The organism is Micromonospora sp. LOL_021 (genome assembly GCF_048060215.1).
In the GTDB taxonomy this organism is placed as follows: domain Bacteria; phylum Actinomycetota; class Actinomycetes; order Mycobacteriales; family Micromonosporaceae; genus Micromonospora_E.
Map to the genome: position 1 here is coordinate 20,412 of NZ_JBHMIN010000049.1, position 18,473 is coordinate 38,884.

17 protein-coding genes, 1 tRNA gene and 1 pseudogene are annotated in these 18,473 nt (G+C 71.4%); 12 read left to right on the forward strand and 7 right to left on the reverse strand.

The annotated features are described in order from the left end of the window. The first annotated feature begins 97 nt into the window (after nucleotides 1-97). Nucleotides 98-4,489, forward strand: a complete 4,392-nt coding sequence (locus tag ACFHWT_RS25105) for an ExeM/NucH family extracellular endonuclease (protein WP_416597155.1) — start codon at nucleotides 98-100, stop codon at nucleotides 4,487-4,489. A 102-nt stretch (nucleotides 4,490-4,591) separates the two neighbouring features. Here ACFHWT_RS25105 and ACFHWT_RS25110 read toward each other — a convergent pair whose 3' ends face one another. Next, complete coding sequence (locus ACFHWT_RS25110) at nucleotides 4,592-5,029, reverse strand: DoxX family protein (protein ID WP_416597156.1); 438 nt, start codon at nucleotides 5,027-5,029, stop codon at nucleotides 4,592-4,594. 260 nt (nucleotides 5,030-5,289) lie between these two features. On the opposite strand from ACFHWT_RS25110, the gene ACFHWT_RS25115 reads away from it, so the two are divergent. From ACFHWT_RS25115 to ACFHWT_RS25125, 3 genes are all read left to right on the forward strand, one after another. Further along, complete coding sequence (locus ACFHWT_RS25115; protein ID WP_416597157.1) at nucleotides 5,290-5,655, forward strand: STAS domain-containing protein; 366 nt, start codon at nucleotides 5,290-5,292, stop codon at nucleotides 5,653-5,655. Then, on the forward strand, nucleotides 5,652-6,398 hold the full coding sequence (locus ACFHWT_RS25120) for an ATP-binding protein (protein ID WP_416597158.1): 747 nt from the start codon (nucleotides 5,652-5,654) through the stop codon (nucleotides 6,396-6,398). The genes ACFHWT_RS25115 and ACFHWT_RS25120 overlap by 4 nt, the downstream gene beginning before the upstream one ends. A gap of 98 nt (nucleotides 6,399-6,496) precedes the next feature. After that, nucleotides 6,497-6,904, forward strand: a complete 408-nt coding sequence (locus ACFHWT_RS25125) for a four-helix bundle copper-binding protein (protein WP_416597159.1) — start codon at nucleotides 6,497-6,499, stop codon at nucleotides 6,902-6,904. A 61-nt stretch (nucleotides 6,905-6,965) separates the two neighbouring features. Here ACFHWT_RS25125 and ACFHWT_RS25130 read toward each other — a convergent pair whose 3' ends face one another. Continuing rightward, on the reverse strand, nucleotides 6,966-8,633 hold the full coding sequence (locus ACFHWT_RS25130) for a DUF885 domain-containing protein (RefSeq protein WP_416597160.1): 1,668 nt from the start codon (nucleotides 8,631-8,633) through the stop codon (nucleotides 6,966-6,968). A gap of 59 nt (nucleotides 8,634-8,692) precedes the next feature. Between ACFHWT_RS25130 and ACFHWT_RS25135 the strand changes: the two are divergent. Further along, a pseudogene (locus tag ACFHWT_RS25135) lies at nucleotides 8,693-9,532 on the forward strand (DMT family transporter); the annotation flags it as partial. 165 nt (nucleotides 9,533-9,697) lie between these two features. On the opposite strand, the gene ACFHWT_RS25140 reads toward ACFHWT_RS25135, so the two are convergent. Next, nucleotides 9,698-10,771 (reverse strand): PHP domain-containing protein, encoded by a 1,074-nt coding sequence (locus ACFHWT_RS25140; protein WP_416597162.1) that lies wholly within the window; start codon nucleotides 10,769-10,771, stop codon nucleotides 9,698-9,700. A gap of 63 nt (nucleotides 10,772-10,834) precedes the next feature. Here ACFHWT_RS25140 and mtnA point away from each other — a divergent pair, with 63 nt between their 5' ends. Then, on the forward strand, nucleotides 10,835-11,824 hold the full coding sequence (gene mtnA, locus ACFHWT_RS25145; RefSeq protein WP_416597163.1) for an S-methyl-5-thioribose-1-phosphate isomerase: 990 nt from the start codon (nucleotides 10,835-10,837) through the stop codon (nucleotides 11,822-11,824). 8 nt (nucleotides 11,825-11,832) lie between these two features. On the opposite strand, the gene ACFHWT_RS25150 is transcribed toward mtnA, so the two are convergent. Then, nucleotides 11,833-12,849 carry a prephenate dehydrogenase gene (locus ACFHWT_RS25150; RefSeq protein WP_416597164.1) on the reverse strand — a complete coding sequence of 339 codons (1,017 nt, stop codon included), beginning with the start codon at nucleotides 12,847-12,849 and terminating at the stop codon, nucleotides 11,833-11,835. A 234-nt stretch (nucleotides 12,850-13,083) separates the two neighbouring features. On the opposite strand from ACFHWT_RS25150, the gene ACFHWT_RS25155 reads away from it, so the two are divergent. The 4 genes from ACFHWT_RS25155 to ACFHWT_RS25170 all read left to right on the forward strand — a co-directional run bounded on the left by ACFHWT_RS25155 (nucleotide 13,084) and on the right by ACFHWT_RS25170 (nucleotide 15,010). After that, on the forward strand, nucleotides 13,084-13,416 hold the full coding sequence (locus tag ACFHWT_RS25155; RefSeq protein ID WP_416597179.1) for a hypothetical protein: 333 nt from the start codon (nucleotides 13,084-13,086) through the stop codon (nucleotides 13,414-13,416). Between the two features lie 23 nt (nucleotides 13,417-13,439). Next, on the forward strand, nucleotides 13,440-13,640 hold the full coding sequence (locus ACFHWT_RS25160; RefSeq protein ID WP_416597165.1) for a hypothetical protein: 201 nt from the start codon (nucleotides 13,440-13,442) through the stop codon (nucleotides 13,638-13,640). Between the two features lie 178 nt (nucleotides 13,641-13,818). Continuing rightward, nucleotides 13,819-14,451 carry a tRNA adenosine deaminase-associated protein gene (locus ACFHWT_RS25165; protein WP_416597166.1) on the forward strand — a complete coding sequence of 211 codons (633 nt, stop codon included), beginning with the start codon at nucleotides 13,819-13,821 and terminating at the stop codon, nucleotides 14,449-14,451. A gap of 85 nt (nucleotides 14,452-14,536) precedes the next feature. Next, nucleotides 14,537-15,010 carry a nucleoside deaminase gene (locus tag ACFHWT_RS25170; RefSeq protein ID WP_416597180.1) on the forward strand — a complete coding sequence of 158 codons (474 nt, stop codon included), beginning with the start codon at nucleotides 14,537-14,539 and terminating at the stop codon, nucleotides 15,008-15,010. A gap of 150 nt (nucleotides 15,011-15,160) precedes the next feature. Here the strand turns inward: ACFHWT_RS25170 and deoD are convergent, their stop codons facing one another. Further along, on the reverse strand, nucleotides 15,161-15,868 hold the full coding sequence (gene deoD / locus ACFHWT_RS25175) for a purine-nucleoside phosphorylase (RefSeq protein WP_281552729.1): 708 nt from the start codon (nucleotides 15,866-15,868) through the stop codon (nucleotides 15,161-15,163). 90 nt (nucleotides 15,869-15,958) lie between these two features. Between deoD and ACFHWT_RS25180 the strand changes: the two genes are divergently transcribed. Further along, a tRNA-Ser gene (locus ACFHWT_RS25180) sits at nucleotides 15,959-16,048 on the forward strand. Between the two features lie 98 nt (nucleotides 16,049-16,146). Here ACFHWT_RS25180 and ACFHWT_RS25185 read toward each other — a convergent pair. Continuing rightward, nucleotides 16,147-17,208 carry a hypothetical protein gene (locus ACFHWT_RS25185; protein ID WP_416597167.1) on the reverse strand — a complete coding sequence of 354 codons (1,062 nt, stop codon included), beginning with the start codon at nucleotides 17,206-17,208 and terminating at the stop codon, nucleotides 16,147-16,149. 319 nt (nucleotides 17,209-17,527) lie between these two features. On the opposite strand from ACFHWT_RS25185, the gene ACFHWT_RS25190 reads away from it, so the two are divergent. Beyond that, on the forward strand, nucleotides 17,528-18,157 hold the full coding sequence (locus ACFHWT_RS25190) for a LuxR C-terminal-related transcriptional regulator (protein ID WP_416597169.1): 630 nt from the start codon (nucleotides 17,528-17,530) through the stop codon (nucleotides 18,155-18,157). Between the two features lies 1 nt (nucleotide 18,158). Here ACFHWT_RS25190 and ACFHWT_RS25195 read toward each other — a convergent pair whose 3' ends face one another. Continuing rightward, on the reverse strand, nucleotides 18,159-18,386 hold the full coding sequence (locus ACFHWT_RS25195) for a hypothetical protein (RefSeq protein WP_416597170.1): 228 nt from the start codon (nucleotides 18,384-18,386) through the stop codon (nucleotides 18,159-18,161). Nucleotides 18,387-18,473 lie beyond the last annotated feature (87 nt).

Here is an 18,473-nt window from a genome sequence, read left to right on the forward strand (position 1 = left end):
CCCGAATGTTTAACGGGTCACCACCGACCCGTCTGTGCTTCGAAACCCGCGTCTCCTAGATTTACTGGACTCACCCTCTGACCGGAGGAACGCCTACATGCGCCAGCACAGACGCATAGCCACCTGGAAATTCATCACCGCGGTCGTGGGGGCCGGCGCGCTCAGCGTGCCCGGCAGCGCCGCCGCCATGGCCGCACCGGCCGCCGGTGACCCGTTCATCAGCGAGATCCACTACGACAACGCCGGCACCGACACCGGCGAGGCGATCGAGATCGAGGCCCCGGTCGACTTCGACCTGACCGGTTGGCAGATCGTCCTCTACAACGGATCCAACGGCACCGTCTACGACACCCGTACACTGGCCGGCACCGTCGCCGCCGCGGGTGTCGCCGTCGCCGAATACCCCGCCAACGGGATCCAGAACGGATCCCCGGACGGGGTGGCCCTGGTCGACCCGGCCGGCTCCGTGGTTGAGTTCCTCAGCTACGAAGGCACCCTGACTGCGGCCGGAGGCCCCGCCGACGGCACGACCAGTGTCGACATCGGTGTCGCGGAGGCCTCCGACACCCCGGTCGGGCACTCGTTGCAGAAGGTCGACGGCGACTGGCGGCAGCCGGCGGCGAACACCTTCGGCGTCCGTAACGGGACCGGTGACCCGGACCCGGACCCGGACCCCGACCCCGAGCTGGGCTGCGACGTCACGGTGACGAACAGCATCGCCGAGGTGCAGGGCACCGGTGACAGCACGCCGCTGGCCGGCACCGAGGTGACCGTCGAGGGCATCGTCGTCGCCGACCACCGCGTCGGCGGTTACAACGGCGTCTACCTGCAGACCGCCGGCACCGGCGGGTCCCGTACGGTTGCCGCCGGCACCGCCAGCGACGGCATCTTCGTCTACCTGACCAGCAACCCGGCAAACCACCCGGGGGTCGCCATCGGCGACCGGGTACGGGTCACCGGCAACGCCGGTGAGTACTTCGGCCTGACCCAGGTGAGCATCGGCGCGCGTACCGACGTGCAGGTCTGCGACCGGGACAACCCGCTGCCCGCGCCGGTCGCGCTGACCCTGCCGCTGGCCGCCGGCGACCGGGAGTCGGTCGAGTCGATGCTGGTGGCCCCGGTCGGCGACTACGCCGTCTCCGAGGTCTACAACACCAACCGGTACGGCGAGGTCGTGCTCACCGCCGGCGACACCCCGGCGGTCATCCCGACCGACGTGGCGCAGCCGGGCAGCGCCCAGGCCGAGCAGATCGCCACCGACAACCGGCTCAACCGGATCCTGGTTGACGACGGCCGTACCACCAACCTGGCCGACGCCGGCATCGCCCCGCCGTACGTTTCGCCGGACCAGCCGCTTCGGGTCGGTGACTCGGTCGAGGCGTTCGGGCCGAGCGTGCTGTCGTACGGCTTCGACGAGTGGCGGCTGCAGCCGACCCTGCCGGTCGGTGCGGACACCCCGGCCGCCGAGCGGACCACGTTCAAGGTGACGAACCCGCGTACCGATGCCCCGGCAGCCGTCGGCGGTGACATCCGGGTGGCCAGCTTCAACGTGCTGAACTACTTCGTCCACTTCGGTGGCGACGCGCGTGGTGCCGCCGACGAGGCCGCGCTGGCCAAGCAGGAGGCGAAGATCGTCTCGGCGATCACCGCGCTGGACGCGCACGTGGTCGGACTGCAGGAGATCGAGAACTCGGTGCGGTTCGCGCCGGGCGAGCCGGAGAAGGCACTGATCCGGCTGGTCGGCGCGCTGAACGCAGCCGACGGGGCCGGGACCTGGGACTACGTCCGCTCCCCGGCTGACCTGCCGGGCGCCGCCCAGCAGGACTTCATCAGCAACGCGATCATCTTCAAGCCGGCTGCGGTGACCCCGGTCGGGACGTCCCGGTCGGTCGACGACGAGAGCGTGTGGTTCAACGCGCGCGAGCCGATCGCGCAGACGTTCACCGCCGACGAGTTGACCTTCACCGTGGTGGCGAACCACTTCAAGTCCAAGAGCACGTCGACGCCGCCGACCGGCGACAACGTCGACGCCGGCGACGGGCAGGGCGCGTACAACGGTGACCGGACCCGGCAGGCCGCCGCGCTGGCCGACTTCGTCGACGATCTGGTGACCGACAGCGGCAGCGACGAGGTGCTGCTGCTCGGCGACTTCAACTCGTACACCCAGGAGGACCCGATGCGGGTCCTCTACGACGCCGACTACGTCAACCTGAACGACACCGGACGCAGCACGTACGTGTTCGCCGGTGAGTCGGGTTCGCTGGACCACGCGCTGGCCTCGCCGTCGCTGGCCGCCCGGGTCACCGGGGCCGACGTCTGGCAGATCAACGCGGTCGAGTCGTACGCCTTCCAGTACAACGGCTTTCCGACCTTCTTCGACCCGGGCCCGTTCCGGGCCAGCGACCACAACCCGATGGTCATCGGGCTGGACACCGGTGCCGACGGTCCGACCGAGCTGCAGCTGCTGGGGATCAACGACTTCCACGGCCGGCTCGAATCCGTCGGTACCCTCGACGGGCAGCCGGTCGGCGGTGCGGCCCAGGTGGCCGGGCTGGTCGACCAGTACCGGGCGACCAACCCGAACACGGTGTTCGTCTCGGCCGGCGACAACATCGGTGCGTCGACGTTCGTCTCGGCGATCGACGACGACAATCCCACCCTCGACGTGCTCAACGCCGCCGGTCTCGACGTGACGGCGGTCGGTAACCACGAGTTCGACAAGGGCATGGCGGATCTGACCGACCGGGTGATCCCGCGTTCGGACTTCCCGCAGCTCGGCGCCAACGTGTACCGCGACGACGAGCGGGCGCTGCCGGCTTACCACGTGCAGGAGATCGGCGGGATCCGGGTCGGCTACATCGGAGTGGTCACCGAGCAGACCGCGGTGATGGTCAGCCCGGACGGTATCGCCGGGATCACCTTCCGCCCGGCGGCGGCCGAGGCCGACCTGGTCGCCACCCAGCTCAAGGACGGCGACGAGAGCAACGGCGAGGCGGACGTGGTGGTGCTGCTCACCCACGAGGGCGCGGCCACCGAGAACATCGACTCGCCCGAGGCGCTGATGAGCGACCCGGTGTTCGGGCCGTACACCCGGACGGTGCCGGAGATCGACGTCATCTTCAGCGGGCACACCCACCAGCCGTACGCCTTCGAGGTGCCGGTGCCCGGCACCGACGAGACCCGGCCGGTGCTGCAGGCCGAGGACTACGGCAAGAAGCTCGGCCGGATCGTGCTGCAGGTGGACGTCGAGGCGGGGACGGTCGAGACGGACACGGTCGAGATCGTCGACGTGGTCGGCGCGCCGGTCAACCAGGAGGTCGCCGACATCGTGGCGGCGGCGAAGGCCAACGCCGAGGTGCTCGGCCAGCAGCCGCTGGGCTCGATCACCGCCGACATCAGCCGGGCGTACACCAACGGCAACGAGGACCGGGGCAAGGAGTCGGCGCTCGGCAACTTCATCGCCGACGTGCAGCTCGCCGGGACCCGGGAGCCGGGTCGGGGTGGTGCGCAGATCGCCTTCATGAACCCGGGCGGGCTGCGGGCCGACCTGCTGTACGGCGAGGACGGCGTGATCACTTTCGCAGAGGCGTTCTCGACCCAGCCGTTCGCCAACGACATGGTCACCCGGACCTACACGGGTGCACAGGTCAAGCAGGTGCTGGAGGAGCAGTGGCAGCCGGCCGGGGCGTCGCGTCCGCTGCTGTGGCTCGGCGTGTCGGAGGGCTTCTTCTACACGTACGACCCGACGCTGCCGCAGGGCGAGCGGATCACCTCGATGACCCTCAACGGTCAGCCGGTGTCGCCGACCGGGACCTACCGGGTCACGGTCAACTCGTTCCTGGCCGCGGGTGGCGACAACTTCACCACCCTGGCCGACGGCACGGACACCTCGACCACCGGTGACAACGACCTGACCATGCTGGTCGCGTACTTCGCCGAGAACTCGCCGATCACTGCGGACACCGAGTCGCGGTCGGCGATCGGCCAGCCCGAACCGACCTGTGACGTGACGGTCACCGGCACGCACGACGGTGGGCTGATCGTCAAGGCGGAGATGACCTACTGCCTGGAGTCGGCGACGGTCAACGGTCCGGTCACGGTCCGCCCGGGGGCGACGCTGATCGCCACCGACGGTGCGATCAACGGTCCGCTCACCGCGAACCGTCCGACGGCGGTCAGCTTCACCGGTACGAGCGTCTCCGGGCCGCTGGCTCTGCTGCGGGCGACCGGGGCGGTGACCCTGACCGGGGTGACCATCCGGGGCCCGCTGGAGGTGACTGGTGGTGACGGCGGTCTGCGGCTGGACGGCGCTGACATCTCCGGTCCGGTCCGGCTGGTCAACAACAAGCACGACGAGCTGCCGGTGGTCGTCGCGGGGAACACGATCCGCGGCCCGCTGCACTGTCAGGGCAACAGCCCGATGCCGGTCGACGAGGACCGGGTGAACACGGTGCAGGGCCCGGTGTCCGGGCAGTGCGCCCGGCTGTGAACCACCCGGTTCGGCAGCACTGAGAAACGGTACGGCCCGGCGGACCTTGACTGGTCCGCCGGGCCGTACCGGTCTTGCCGGGCTCCGGCTACCGCCGTGTGGTCAGACGGTCGCCGGCTCTGGGGTGGGCGCGGCCGTACGGCGTCGACTCAACATGGCGTCGAGCGAGTACCGGCCTGGCCCCAGCACGGCCACCAGCAGAAACGCCCAGCAGAACAGCGCGGCGAGCTCGCCGCCGTTGTTCTGCGGGAGCAGTGCATCCGGTTGATGGACCACGAAGTAGGCGTACGCCATCGAGCCGGAGCAGATGACGGCGGCCACCCGGGTGCCGAGTCCGGTGAGGACCAACAGACCGCCGACGAGCTGGATCAGCGCGGCCCACCAGCCGGGCCAGACGCCGATCTCCAGTGCCTCGCCGGTGCCGCGGGAACCGCCGAAGATCCCGAAGATCGAGGCGGCACCGCGCAGCGTGAACAGCAGACCGACCACCACGCGGAACAGCGTGGGGACGATCTCCGGCAAGCGGGTGAATACGGGCATGGGGACTCCTCGTGAACTTGGGAACACTGGTCCCACGGCGCCCGAATCGTATCGACAGATATAAAACTCAGTCAACGATTTCTCACTTAGTGTGATGATCGACTAGGCTATGTGCTAACGCGGGTCGACGGTCTCCCGGTCTGTCCCCAGCAGGCGGGTGGCGTCGCGTAGGCTGGGCGCTTCGAGCAGCCCAACTCCGCCGCGCGGGCCCACGGGCGCCACCGCAGGTCGGAGTCGCGACCCGCCAGACGGAGACCAGCATGCACGAGATCCGGGTGTCGTCACCCGAAGCCGGGCACTGCGTCATCGAAGCCTCCGGCGAGCTGGACATGACCGCCACCGGAGAGCTCAGCGCCGCCGTTCGCGCGGTCGACCGGCAGCAGGCGGCCTGGATCGTCGTCGACCTGGATGCCGTCACACTGATCGATTCGAGCGCGGTCAAGGAACTGGTCGACGCGCACCATGCGGCCGCCGGTCAGGGGCAGATCCTGATAGTCCGCAACCCGCAGCCGATCGTCGCCCGGGTACTGCGGGTGACCGGAGTCGCGCCGCTGCTGGGCATCACGCCGCAGGACCACACCGGAACCGTCTACGGTGGTAGACCGGACAACGGGAAGCACGGGTGAACACCCTCACCTGGCTGGTGGCGCGTGACTTCGCCAGCGGTGTCACCCGGGTCCGGCTGGCCGGCGCGTTGACCGACACCGAACTGGTCCGGCTCGCCCCGGTGCTGCGCCGCTGCCTGCTGGAGGAGCCGTTGGCGCTGCTCGTCGAGCTGGACGAGGTGACCGTGGCCAGCCCGATCGGGCTGCGGGTCTTCGCCATCGTCCAAGGCGGCGACGCCGGCCACCGTCCGGTGGTGCACCTGTGCGCCCGGCCAGACTCACCCACCGGTCGGCTCGCCAGGCACAGCATCAGCGGTCTGGTGAGCGTGCAGGACAGCGTGATCGACGCCACCAAACTGGTCGAATCGGCACCGAGGTCCCCGTACCGGTGGCACGAGTACCTGCCCCCGCACCCGCATTCACCGGGACAGGCCCGCCGGCTGATCGCCGGTGCCTGCCGCTCGTGGCAGCTGACCACTCTGGTCGACGAGGCGATGGTGATCGGTTCCGAGCTGGTCAGCAACGCGGTCGAACATGCCGGCACCGAGTTGGACGTCACCACCACCCGGCAGGCCGGAGCGATCCGGATCAGCGTCCGTGACCGCGCTGCCGAGCTGCCCCGGCCGGGCACCGGGCACCGGCCCGGGCCGGTGCCCGGTCGTGGCCGAGGACTGGCCATCATCGAGGCGCTCGCCAGCGACTGGGGGTACGCCGCATTCGCCGACGGCAAGACGGTCTGGGCGGCACTGCGGCTGCCCGACTGACCGGTCGGCGCCCGGCCGGGCCGGTGTGAGTCGAGTAGGTGTTAGTCGAGCCGGGCAGCGGGTACCCGACCTCAACGGTCACACCTGTGGAGGTCACGATGACGCAAGCAACCGAGATGCTGGAGACCTATCCGCTCGATCTGGGGCACGTCGACCAGCGGGCACTCGCCGACTGCATCGACGCCTGCTTCGACTGCGCTCAGGCCTGCACCGCCTGCGCCGACGCGTGCCTGAGCGAGGACACGGTCGCCGAACTGGTCAAGTGCATCCGCACCAATCTCGACTGCGCCGACATCTGTGCCACCACCGGCCGGGTACTTTCCCGACACACCGGCTACGACGCGAACACCACCCGGGTGATGCTGCAGGCGTGCATCCAGGCATGCCGTTCATGCGGCGAGGAGTGCCAGGCACACGCCAGCGAGCACGAGCACTGCCAGGTCTGCGCCGAGGCCTGCCGTCGGTGCGAGCAGGCCTGCCGGGACCTGATGGCCGCGCTCGGCTGAGCCGGCACCGCCCCGCCGTCGGCCCGGCCCTGCCGTCAACCCGGCCCCGCCGGGCGGGCGGTCAGATCCGGGCCAGCGCGGTCCGCAGCGGGTCGAGACCGAGTACGCCCAGGTTCAGCGCCGCCTGATGGAACTCCTTGAGGTCGAAGGCCGCACCCTTGCGGGCCTGGGCGTCGGCTCTGGCCTGCAGCCAGATCCGCTCCCCGACCTTGTACGCCGCCGCCTGCCCCGGCCAGCCGAGATAGCGGTCCAGCTCGAACCGCAGAATCTCGTCCGGCAGTTGGCAGTGTGCCCGCAGGAACTGCCACGCCAGCTCCGGAGTCCACCGCTCGCCAGGATGGAAGTTGAACGAGTTCGGCGGGATGGTCAACTGCAGGTGCAGGCCGATGTCCACGATCACCCGCGCCGCCCGCAGCGCCTGCCCGTCCAGCATGCCGAGCCGGTCACCGGGGTCGGCCAGGTAACCCAACTCGTCCATCAGCCGTTCCGCGTACAGCGCCCAGCCCTCACTGTGTCCGGAACACCAGCAGAGCAGCCGCTGCCATCGGTTGAGCAGATCGGCGCGGACCTGCGTCTGACCGATCTGCAGGTGATGCCCGGGCACCCCTTCGTGGTAGACCGTGGTCACCTCCCGCCAGGTCGAGAACTCGGTGAGCCCCTGCGGCACCGCCCACCACATCCGGCCCGGTCGGGAGAAGTCCTCGCTCGGCCCGGTGTAGTAGATGCCACCGTCGCTGGTCGGCGCTAGACAGCACTCGATCCGCCGGATCTGCTGCGGAATGTCGAAATGGGAGCCGTGCAGGTCCCCGATGGCTTTGTCAGCCAACGCCTGCATCCAGTCGCGGAACGCCTCGCCACCGGCGATGGTCCGAGCCGGGTCGGCGTCCAGGGCGCGTACCGCGTCATCGATGCTGGCGCCGTGCCCGGCGATCTCGACGGCGACCCGGCGCATCTCCTGCTCGATGCGGTCCAATTCGAAGAAGCCCCAGGCGTACGTCTCGTCCAGGTCGATCCGCGCGCCCAGGAAATACTGGGAGGCGAGCTCGTAGCGGTCCCGCCCGGCGGCCTCGGTGTCCCGCCCCAACGGGGCCAGCTCGGTGCGCAGGAACCGGCCGAACGCGATGGTCGACGCGGTGGCCGCCGAGGCCGCACGGCGCAGGTCCGCGGTGAGGGTGGCCGGAGCGGACAGCCGGCCCACCAGGGCATGGAAGAAGTCGTCCGCTTCCGGGTCGGTCCAGACGTCGCACTGGTCGGCGACCTTGAGCATCTGCGCCCGAGGCGCCGCATGCCCGGCCCGGGCCGCGTCCAGCAGGGTGACCCGTACCTGGTCCAGGGCCTGCGGATAGTTGTCCAACCGGGCGGCGATGTTGGCCACCGCCTCGGTGCCCTCGGTCGGCATCAGGTCGAAGACCTGGCGCAGATGGTGCAGACCGCTGGTGATGACACTCAGCTCGCTGGTCTCCTCGCCCGCCTCGTAGCGGGCCAGCTCCAGGCCGAGCCGCTCCGCCATCGCGTCCCGGGCCACCCGCTCGGCCTCCGACTCCGGGTCGGCGACATCGAGCTGCCGCAACGTGTCGCGGGTCAGGGCGGCGCGTTCGGCGTACCCGTCCGGTGACAGGTCGTCGAGCTGGTCGTCGTGCCCGATGATGCCGGCGTAGGTGGCACCGATCGGATTCAGCCGCGCCCACCGCTCGACAAAGCTGTTGCTGATGTCATCCACACGTCCCATGCTGATGACCCTACGCGGCAGGTCGGCGGGGCCGTCGCAGCCGAAAGGTGGAGTAAGGCATGCAGACCGTCGGCCCGCCCGGCCCACCACCCGGTCCGCGGCTTGCCAGCTGGCTGCCCGGCTTCCTGCTGCTCGCCGGCATCTGGGGCACCAGTTTCCTGCTGATCAAGATCGGGGTCGCCGAGCTGCATCCGATTCACGTGACCCTGGCCCGGGTAGCCGCCGGTGCGCTGACCCTGCTGATCGTGTTGCCCCTGATCGGCGACCGGCTGCCCCGGGACCCGCGGCTGTGGCTGCACCAGTGCGTCGTCGCTGCGATCGGGGTCGCGTTGCCGTTCACCCTCATCGGGTACGGGGAGCAGCGGATCCCGTCGCTGCTCGCCGGCATCTGGAACGCCACCACCCCACTGATCGCCCTGCCGCTGGCGGCGCTGGTGTTCCGTACCGAGGCGATGACGGCCCGCCGGCTGGCCGGCACCGGGTTGGGCTTCGTCGGAGTGCTGGTGGTGCTCGGCGTCTGGCAGGGCGTCGGCGGGGGACAGTTCGCCGGGCAGTTGATGTGTCTCGGCGCGGCCGCCTGCTATGGCGCGACGATCCCGTACCAGAAGCGGTTTGTCGCCGGCCGGTCAGACAGTGGCGTCGCGCTCGCCGCGACCCAGCTGATCCTGGCCACCGGCCAGTTGGCCATCGTCGCACCGATCGTCGCCGGGGCCCCGCCGACGCCGACCCGGCTCTCCCCGGCGGTGATCGTGAGCGTGCTGATTCTTGGCGCGGTCGGCACCGGTCTGGCCTTCGTGATCCACATGCGCAACATCCGGCTGGTCGGTGCCAGTACGGCGGCCACCGTCACCTATGTCGTGCCGCTCGTCGCGGTCGCCGCTGGGGTGTCGGTCCTCGGCGAGCGGCTGGTCTGGCACCAGCCGGTCGGGGCGCTGATCGTGCTGGCCGGGGTGGCCATCGCACAGGGCACTGGGCTGCCCCGACCGGCCCGTTCCGGCCTGCTGCCCGGCGGCCCGCTGCCCGACGACGCGGTTCCGGACAGCGGTTCAGTGACGTCCGGCGGTTCAGTGATGTCCGGCGGCCCAGTCGATCAGACTCCGGGCCGACCAGGTGTTGACCACCCGGTCGGCGTCAACACCGCAGAGCGCGGCCCGGGCGCAGCCGAACCGCTGCCAGTCGAGCTGGCCCGGCGCGTGGGCGTCGGTGTTGATGGCGAACAGGCAGCCGGTCTCGACCGCTAGCCGGATCATCCGCTTCGGCGGGTCCTGCCGCTCCGGCCGGGAGTTGATCTCGACGGCCTTGCCGTGCTCGGCGCAGGCGGCGAAGACCGCTTCGGCGTCGAAGTCACTTGGCGGCCGGGACCGCCGCCGGTGGCCGCGGTCGCCGGGGCCGGTCACCCCCGGCGGTCGCGATGTCACCATCCGGCCGGTGCAGTGACCGAGGATGTCCAGCCGGGGGTTGGCGACCGCGGTCAGCATCCGGCGGGTCATCCGCGCCCGGTCGTCACGCAGATTGGCGTGCACCGAGCCGACCACCACGTCGAGCCGGTCGAGCAGTTCGTCGGACTGGTCGAGGGAACCGTCCGGCAGGATGTCCACCTCGATGCCGGTCAGGATCCGGAACCCCTCCGGCAGGGCGGCGTTGAGCGCCGCGACGTGGTCGAGTTGGCGGCGCAAGCGGGAGGCGGTCAACCCGCGGGCGACCGTGAGCCGGGGCGAATGATCGGTCAGCACCAGGTACTCGTGGCCCAGCTCGACCGCGGCCAACGCCATCTCCTCGATCGGCGAACCGCCGTCGGACCAGTCCGAGTGGGTGTGGCAGTCGCCGCGCAGCGCGGCGCGCAGTGCCGCCGCCGCCTCGTCCAGGTCGGTGCCCTCGGTGGCCAGCAGCCGGCGCAGATAGACCGGCTCCTCGCCGGCCAGCGACTCGGCCACACACCGGGCGGTCACCTCGCCTACCCCGGCGAGCTCGGTCAACGTGCCGGCATCGGCCCGCTGGGTCAACTCGGCAGCGGGCAGTCCGGCCAGTGCCGTGGCGGCGGATCGGAACGCACGTACCCGGTAGGTCGCCTCGTTGGCCCGCTCCAGCAGGAAGGCGATCCGACGAAGGTCGGCGATCGGGTCCCGGGCATTGCTCACACCGGTCACCATAGGTCCCTTCGGCGGTACTGTCGCCCAGCCGGAGCCGACTAAGGTCGTCGCATGCGGACCATCGACTGGGTCGACGACGCCATCGAGATCATCGACCAGACCGCTCTGCCCGACCGGACCACCGTACTGCGGCTGTCCACCGTCGAGGCGGTGGTCGACGCGATCCGGTCCCTGGCGGTACGCGGCGCGCCGGCGCTCGGCGTGGCCGGTGCCCTCGGAGTGGCCCTGGCCGCGCGGCTGCACCACGACGAGCCGGACCGGCTGGCCGACGCCGTCGACCGGCTGCGCACCGCCCGGCCGACCGCGGTCAACCTCGCTCGAGGCGTCGACCGGGCGGCGGCCCGGCTCACGGAGAGCCCGTCGGCCGTACTCGCCGAAGCGGTGGCCCTGCGCGACGAGGAGGAGGCGGCGTCGGTGGCGATGGCCCGGCTCGGGGCCGACCTGCTCGGGCAGCTCTGCCCGCCCCGGTGCCGGCTGCTGACCCACTGCAACACCGGTGCGCTGGCCACGGTCACCGGAGGAACCGCGCTCGGGGTCGTCGTCGAACTGCACCGGCGTGGCGGGCTGGAATCGGTGATCGCCAGTGAGACCCGGCCACTGCTGCAGGGTGCCCGGCTGACCGCCTGGGAACTCGACCGGGCCGGGGTCGACTTCCGAGTGGCCGTCGACGGGGCCGGGCCGTTCCTGATGGCCCGTGGCCTGGTCGACGCGGTCATCGTGGGCGCCGACCGGATCTGCGCGAACGGCGACACGATCAACAAGATCGGCACGTACGCCCATGCGCTCGGCGCACGGCGGGCCGGGCTGCCGTTCGTGGTGGTCGCTCCCGAATCGACGGTCGATCCGGCGACCGCGACCGGCGCGCAGGTCGAGATCGAGGACCGGGGGTCCGCCGAGGTGGTCAGCTTCGCCGCGACCCGGACCACACCGGCCGGGGCCGGCGCGGTCAACCCCGCCTTCGACGTGACGCCCGCCGACCTGGTGACCGCCGTCGTCACCGACCGCCGGGTGGTCCGGCTGGATCTGGGCGAACAGATCTGACCTGGCGGTCAGTCGACCGGTGCCGGCCGGACCGCCGTCACGGTACGTCGGTCGTCGGCCACGGCGGTGACCCAACCGCCGGCCCGCCCCAGCCGCAGCAGCGCGTCCGGCCGGGCCGGCAGCTCCAGTGGCCGGCCCGGCTGCGGTGGCCAGCCGCCCCGGGCCGAACTGCCCGGGGTCAGCCACGGCACCAGAGCCTGCACCGGGTCTTCCGCGTCCAGCGCCGCCCGGGCCGCCGCCAGGGTGGACAGCACCTCGTCCAGGGCGGCCCGGACCGCCCCGGCGTTGCCGCCGCACATCGCCGCGACCAGATCCGGCCGGCTGGCCGCCACCCGGGTGCCGTCCCGGAACGACCCCGCGGCCAAGGACCAGGCGAGCGGGTCGGTCACCGCGCTGGCGGCCAGCGCGGTCGCGAGCAGATGCGGTACGTGACTGATCGCCGCGACGGCCCGGTCGTGCTCCTCGGCGGTGGCCGGTACCACCCGGGCACCCAGCCCGGTCACCGCTGTCGCCACCGTCAGCCAGTCGTCGACCGAGGTTACCGGCGGCTCCAGACAGAGCACCCAGGCACAGCCGGTGAACAGTTTCGGATCGGCGGAGGTGAACCCGGAGGTCTCCCGACCGGCCATCGGATGGCCGCCGACGAACCCGGCGGTCCGGTCGTGCTGGCGGTGCAGCCGCCGGTCGACCAGCCGCCGCACCGGCTCCTTGACCGAGGTGACATCGGTGACCAGCCCGGAGTAGCCGACCGCGGCGATCTCGTCGAGCACCGGACCCACCGCCGGCAGCGGCACCGCCAGCAGCACCAGATCGGCGTCGGCCACCGTGTCCCGTACCGTCGGGGCGACCTGCCAGCGCGCGCCGAGCGCCGCCCGGGCAGCGGCGGTACGGGCGGTGGCCCGGGTAGCGGGATCGGCGTCGTACCCGAAAACCCGGTGCCCGGCGGCGGCGAACGCGCGCAGCGCCGAACCGCCGATCAGCCCCAGCCCGATCACCGCCACTCGCACGCGGTGACTCTGCCACATCGAGCCAGGGCGCGATCGGGCAGCCGCCGTCGGTACGCTGACTGGCACGGCGATGGACCACCGCGAGCCGCCGCCTCGGCCGCAGGAGGGAGGGACGAGATGCCGGACCGCCCGATCGACTGGCCGTCACCCGCGCCGACCAGCCCGCCGGGTTGGCCCGGTGCGCCGGCCGGTTGGCACCCGCCGGTGGCCGGCTGGGGTCCACCGCGCGGCCAGCACCCGTACCCGCCGGGGATGTTTCCGGCCATACCCGCACGGCCACCGGCCCCGTCCCGGCCGACCTACCGGGAGCCGCACCCGGTACGCCCGGGAGCCGTCGCGCTCGGGGCGCTGGCCACCGCGCTGTGGCTGCTGCTGACCGGCCTGATCGGCCAGGACCTGCGCGGGTACGCCCTGTCGACACTGCTCTGCGGCATGCTCGCCTGGGCTGTCGCGATCCTGCTCGCCCGGGTCGGCGACCGAGGCGTGGCAACCGGCATCGCGCTCGCCATGTCGGCCGGCTGGAGCATCACTACTGTGGCGCTCGCCACACACTGGGCGGCGACCGGCGACTGGCCACTGTGGTGACCGGCGGTGGGCGAATTCCGGGCTTGACGAACGCGGCGGCGGTCGGCACGCTCGGCGGCATGGCCAACACCGGGCACCGGCTCGATCCCGAGCGGAATCGGCGCCGACTGCAGATCCTCGCCGAGCTTGCCGGCGCCAAGCTCGGCCGCGAACGGGTCCGGCCCCGTAAGGTCCGGGGACAGCAGCTGCGCGAGCTGATCGCGGCCCGCCGACTGGTCAACTGACCCGAACGCCCGACGCGCTGTCGCGCACCCGTCCCTGCCGGTCAGTGACTGTTCGGGGCGTTGTGGGGTCAACGACCGACCTGAGCCGATACCGTCATTCTGACGACAGAATCGGCGGTCACCGACGGCGGCGGGGATGCCGCGCCGCCCGGCGACCGCAGGGACCATTGGGGGGACCGTGCCCTATTTTGCTGCCGCTGCCGTACGCGGCCCGGCCGGTTGGTCCGGCGCCGAGCTCGACCTCGGTGGGGTCGCCGACATCGACGAGGTGGTCGACCGGCTCCGTGAGGTCGATCCCGACGCCGAGGTGTCACTGCTGTTCGTCGAATCGGACGATAGTTACCTGGTGATCCTGCGCCTCGACGAGGGCGAGGATCTGCGAATCTTCAGTTCGGACGCCGCGTTCGCCGAGGAGTCGCGGCTGGGCGCGCTGCTGATCGGCGACATCCGTACCCCGGCCGTCGAGGTCGACCTCGAACCGGTCGTGGTCGGCGCCGGCGGCGGCTCGATGTCCGCTGCCGCTGCCGCGCCGGCCGGTTCCAGCGCCGGCGGGTACCTGGTCGGCGACCCGTTGGACGACTCCGACGACGTCGACGCGTTGGCCGACGAGGAGGACGACGACGATGAGCCGGCCGCCGACCCGGACGCGGAGCCGGTCGGGGACGCCGACCTGCTCGCCGATCTCGGCCTGTCGGCTCGACGGCTGCTGGCACTGTGCGCCCGTGACGGCATGCTGCCGGCCGACGTGACCGCCGAGATCTGCCAGACGGTCGGCTGCGGCGACGAGATCGAGGAGTTGCGCGAGGCATGAGACCGGGCGGGGCGACGGCGTGACCGGGCGGGGCGACGGCGTGCCGACGGCCCGGCGGCACCGCGACCCGCTGCACGAGACCTGGATGCGGCGGGCGTTGTCAGTGGCCGGCAAGCCGACCGCCGCTGCCGGCCCGGCAGGTGTGCCGGTCGGTGCGGCAGAGGTACCTGCCGGTGCGGCCGACGTGCCGGTCGGTGCGGTCGTCTACGACGCGGCCGGCCGCGAACTCGCGGTCGCCCACAACGAACGCGAACTGACCGGCGACCCGACGGCGCACGCCGAGATCCTCGCCCTGCGCCGGGCCGCTGCCCGGCTCGGCCGGTGGCGGCTCGACGGGTGCACTCTGGTGGTCACCCTGGAACCGTGCACCATGTGCGCCGGCGCGCTGGTGCTGGCCCGGATCTCGACCGTGGTCTTCGGCGCATGGGAGCCGAAGACCGGTGCCGTCGGATCGCTGTGGGACGTCGTGCGCGACCGCCGCCTCAACCACCGGCCGACCGTGTACGCCGGGGTGTTGGCCGACGAGTGCGCCGCCGCGCTGCGGACATTCTTCCGCTGAGCCGCGCCACCGGCGTCGCGTCGCTGGGTCGCACCAGCTGGGTCGCACCAGCTGGGTCGCACCAGCTGGGTCGCACCAGCTGGGTCGCACCACCTGGGTCGCGCCGCCGGCCGGGCGGTCCGCCGGTATCGTCGGCCGATCCTGGCGGCGTCAGGCGATCGCGGTGTCCAGCGCGATGCGTACCATTTCGCTGAAGGTCTGCTCTCGGTCGTCCGCGCTCATCTTCTCGCCGGTGCGAATATGGTCGCTCACGGTGAGGATGGTCAGCGCACGGGCCCGGAACCGGGCGGCGATGGTGTAGAGCGCCGCCGACTCCATCTCGACCGCCAGCACTCCGTAGTCGGCCAGCGTGTCGTACAGGTCCGGCCGGTCGGTGTAGAACGCGTCGGCGGCCAGGACCGGGCCGACCCGCAGGTCGACACCGTGCCGGTGGGCCGCGTCGACGGCCGTACGCAGCAGGCCGAAGTCCGCCACCGGGGCGTAGTCGACCAGCCCGGCGAAGCGCACCCGATTCATGTTCGAGTCGGTCGACGAACCGTTGGCCGCGATGACGTCCCGCAGTTGCAGATCCTCCGCCAGCGCGCCGCAGGAGCCGACCCGGATCAGCGTCCGCACCCCGTACTCGTTGATCAGCTCGTGGGCGTAGATCGACGCCGACGGCATGCCCATCCCCGACCCCTGCACCGACACCCGTGTCCCGGCGTACCGGCCGGTGAAGCCGAACATGCCGCGCACGTTCGAGTAGCAGGTGGCGTCCTCGAGAAAGTTCTCGGCGATCCACTTGGCGCGCAGCGGGTCCCCGGGCATGAGGACCCGCTCGGCGATGTCGCCGGGCTTGGCTCCGATGTGCGTGCTCATGGCCATGATCCTGCCAGTGCGGCCGGTGCTGCCTGCGCTCGGGCGGGACCGCCGTGACGGTCGGCCGGAGCTTCAGGTAGCCTACTCGGCGGTGGTGTGTCCGAGTGGCCTAAGGAGCACGCCTCGAAAGCGTGTGAGGGTTCACGCCCTCCGCGGGTTCAAATCCCGCCGCCACCGCCACTGAGCAGGCGACCATCCTGCGAGTCGAACGCCCGGCAGGTCTGCGAGGACCGGCCGGGCGTTTCTGCGCACCGGTCCGCACCGGTCCGCGCTGGCCTTCACCGGTCGGCGATCAGCTCGACGACGGCGCTGGCGATCCGGTCGATCGCCGCGGCGTCGGCCAGCAGGGCGGCGATCCGCTCGTCCGCAGCCGGTCCACGACCGGGCGGCCGGTCCATCTCCTCGGCACCCGTGCCGGTGTCGAACACCGAGCGGAGTACGGCGACCACCGCGCACCGGGGGGCGGCACCTCGGCGCAGCTGTGCCTCGATCGCCGTCACCGCGACCGACGCCAACTCGGTCAACCGGGCCTCGTCCACCTCGTCCGGCGTCCTCGGCTGCAGGTGATCGGTCTCGCGAACCGGACCGGTTCCGGCCCGTGCGGCCGGCAGCACCGGGGCGTGCTTGCGGCCAAGTGGCCGTTCGACGAAGTCCGCGTACCACTTCGGACGTTTACGCATCGCGGCGAGCACCCGGTCGAGGTCGGAGGTCACTTCCCGTTCTCCGCCACCACAGTGTCCGGTGACGGCGGCCCGACGGTCTGCCCACGCGCCCAACGGCCACACCCGTACCCCGGCGGTGGCCGGGATCCCCACCCAGACCAGCACCTCGACGGCGAGGGCCAGCAGCCACGGGTCTTGGCCGAGGTCGTGTTTGAGCCATCCGGGCAGCCGGGGCCGCTGCAACGCGCCACGGTCGCCGCGTCGGCGGCGATGCGCGTCGACGGTGGCCGGGCCGATCCGCCGGGCGATCCACCCCTCCAGGTTGATCACCGGGACCTTGACATTGGCCAGCAGGTCGTCGAGGACCGCCTCGACGTCGTCGTGGAACTTGTCCAGGCAGTCAGCCTCCAGCCGGTGGACCGACGACGCGCAGGTGTGGTGTCCCCTGGCGAGTTCGATCCGGCGGGTCAGCCGCTGGAACACCACCGGCCAGACCAGCGCGTACCCACCCGTGCGGAGCAGCCCGCGCTCCGCGTCGGACGCCGCCCTGGCGCGGTCCGCCAGTATGCCCCGTCGGGCGAGGTCCCGGACGTGATCTTCTGCGGTGGTACGCCCGGCTGCGGCGGTACGCCCGGACAACGCGCCTGCGGCCCGGACAGCCACGCTCGTACTGGCCATCGGTATCTGTCCTTTCCGGTAAGCCACCGAATCATCAGAAAGGTGTGTGGAAGGTGATCGGCGACATGCGTACGGGTCGAAAACTATCCGCTGTGCCGCTGACTCAAGAAGCGATCGGAGCCCGTTGCCGTAATAGTGCGTAGCAGCGGTGTCGAATTGTCGACCGGTACAGATCTGAGGGGTGGCCGGCCGGATCTATGGATGGCGTACTGGTGCGACTACGTAGTTCTCCCGATGGAACAGCCGCCGGGCGCGGCGAAGCTGGCGATGTGCCGGTGCCCGACCCGCACGTCGACCGATCACATCAGGAGCCGCTGCGATGACCACCACGCTTTCTCCTTTGTCGGACCACCCCACCCACCGGGCCGAGCCCGCCGACCGGCTGCTCGACCTGGTGCTTCCCGGGCCGGTCGAGCCGACCACCCGGACCCTGCTGACGGCGGCCGCCGCCGGCGACCCGGTGCTGCTGCGTGCCCTGGTCCAGCTCGGGCTGGCCCTCGGCGACCTGGCCCGCCGGGACGGACACTGGCGGTGGAGCACCACCGGCCCGCGTACCGCCGCGCTGACCGGGTCGTCCGGTACGCGGCCGGTCCGGCGTACCGCCGGCCAACTCGCCGCGATCCGGACCCTTGCCGAGTCGTGGAGCCGGCCGCAGCCGGCCGCCGGCTGTACGGTGACCGACCGGCCGGGGGCGGCCGTGCCGCCCGTGCGGCTGCCCCGGCTGACCGTCCGCGAGCAGCAGATCCTGCGGCTGCTCGCGGACGGTCTGACCGCTCGGGCGATCGGTCACCGGCTGCTGCTGTCGCCGCGTACGGTGGCCAAGCACCAGGAGCGGATGTACCGCAAGTTCGGCACCTCCGACCGGCTCACCACCGTGCTGCGGGCTCAGCGGCTGGGCCTGCTCCCGCCGCCGGACCCGCTGGCCGTTGCCGGCCGCGGTGACGGATGAGTCAGGACATTTCGCTTGGGCGGGGGTCGAGACCGAGGTCCACGACCACGGTCACCGCGGTCCGGCCGTTGAGGTAGACCGTCACCGGCCGGTCGGCCCCGTCCAGCAACTCCAGCTTGACCACCGAACCGGTTTCCATGGCGGTCTGGATGCTGGTGAGGACCGGGTCGAGGTTCGACTCTGGGATCTCCCACTCGGACCCGTCGACGATCACACGCTTACGAGCCATGATCTTCACCTTTCAGTCGGTTGTCCCTACGGATATTTCAGCACCGCCGGGGCACCGGGCGTAATTAGACGAATTGCGTACCGGTGG

Excerpts from the sequence above, each read along its gene's own strand:
- ACFHWT_RS25105 (WP_416597155.1), top strand. The coding sequence starts at position 98 with ATGCGCCAGCACAGACGCATAGCCACCTGGAAATTCATCACCGCGGTC.
- ACFHWT_RS25110 (WP_416597156.1), bottom strand. The coding sequence starts at position 5,029 with ATGCCCGTATTCACCCGCTTGCCGGAGATCGTCCCCACGCTGTTCCGC.
- ACFHWT_RS25115 (WP_416597157.1), top strand. The coding sequence starts at position 5,290 with ATGCACGAGATCCGGGTGTCGTCACCCGAAGCCGGGCACTGCGTCATC.
- ACFHWT_RS25125 (WP_416597159.1), top strand. The coding sequence starts at position 6,497 with ATGACGCAAGCAACCGAGATGCTGGAGACCTATCCGCTCGATCTGGGG.
- ACFHWT_RS25130 (WP_416597160.1), bottom strand. The coding sequence starts at position 8,633 with ATGGGACGTGTGGATGACATCAGCAACAGCTTTGTCGAGCGGTGGGCG.
- mtnA (WP_416597163.1), top strand. The coding sequence starts at position 10,835 with ATGCGGACCATCGACTGGGTCGACGACGCCATCGAGATCATCGACCAG.
- ACFHWT_RS25150 (WP_416597164.1), bottom strand. The coding sequence starts at position 12,849 with ATGTGGCAGAGTCACCGCGTGCGAGTGGCGGTGATCGGGCTGGGGCTG.
- ACFHWT_RS25155 (WP_416597179.1), top strand. The coding sequence starts at position 13,084 with ATGTTTCCGGCCATACCCGCACGGCCACCGGCCCCGTCCCGGCCGACC.
- ACFHWT_RS25170 (WP_416597180.1), top strand. The coding sequence starts at position 14,537 with ATGCGGCGGGCGTTGTCAGTGGCCGGCAAGCCGACCGCCGCTGCCGGC.
- deoD (WP_281552729.1), bottom strand. The coding sequence starts at position 15,868 with ATGAGCACGCACATCGGAGCCAAGCCCGGCGACATCGCCGAGCGGGTC.
- ACFHWT_RS25185 (WP_416597167.1), bottom strand. The coding sequence starts at position 17,208 with ATGGCCAGTACGAGCGTGGCTGTCCGGGCCGCAGGCGCGTTGTCCGGG.
- ACFHWT_RS25190 (WP_416597169.1), top strand. The coding sequence starts at position 17,528 with ATGACCACCACGCTTTCTCCTTTGTCGGACCACCCCACCCACCGGGCC.
- ACFHWT_RS25195 (WP_416597170.1), bottom strand. The coding sequence starts at position 18,386 with ATGGCTCGTAAGCGTGTGATCGTCGACGGGTCCGAGTGGGAGATCCCA.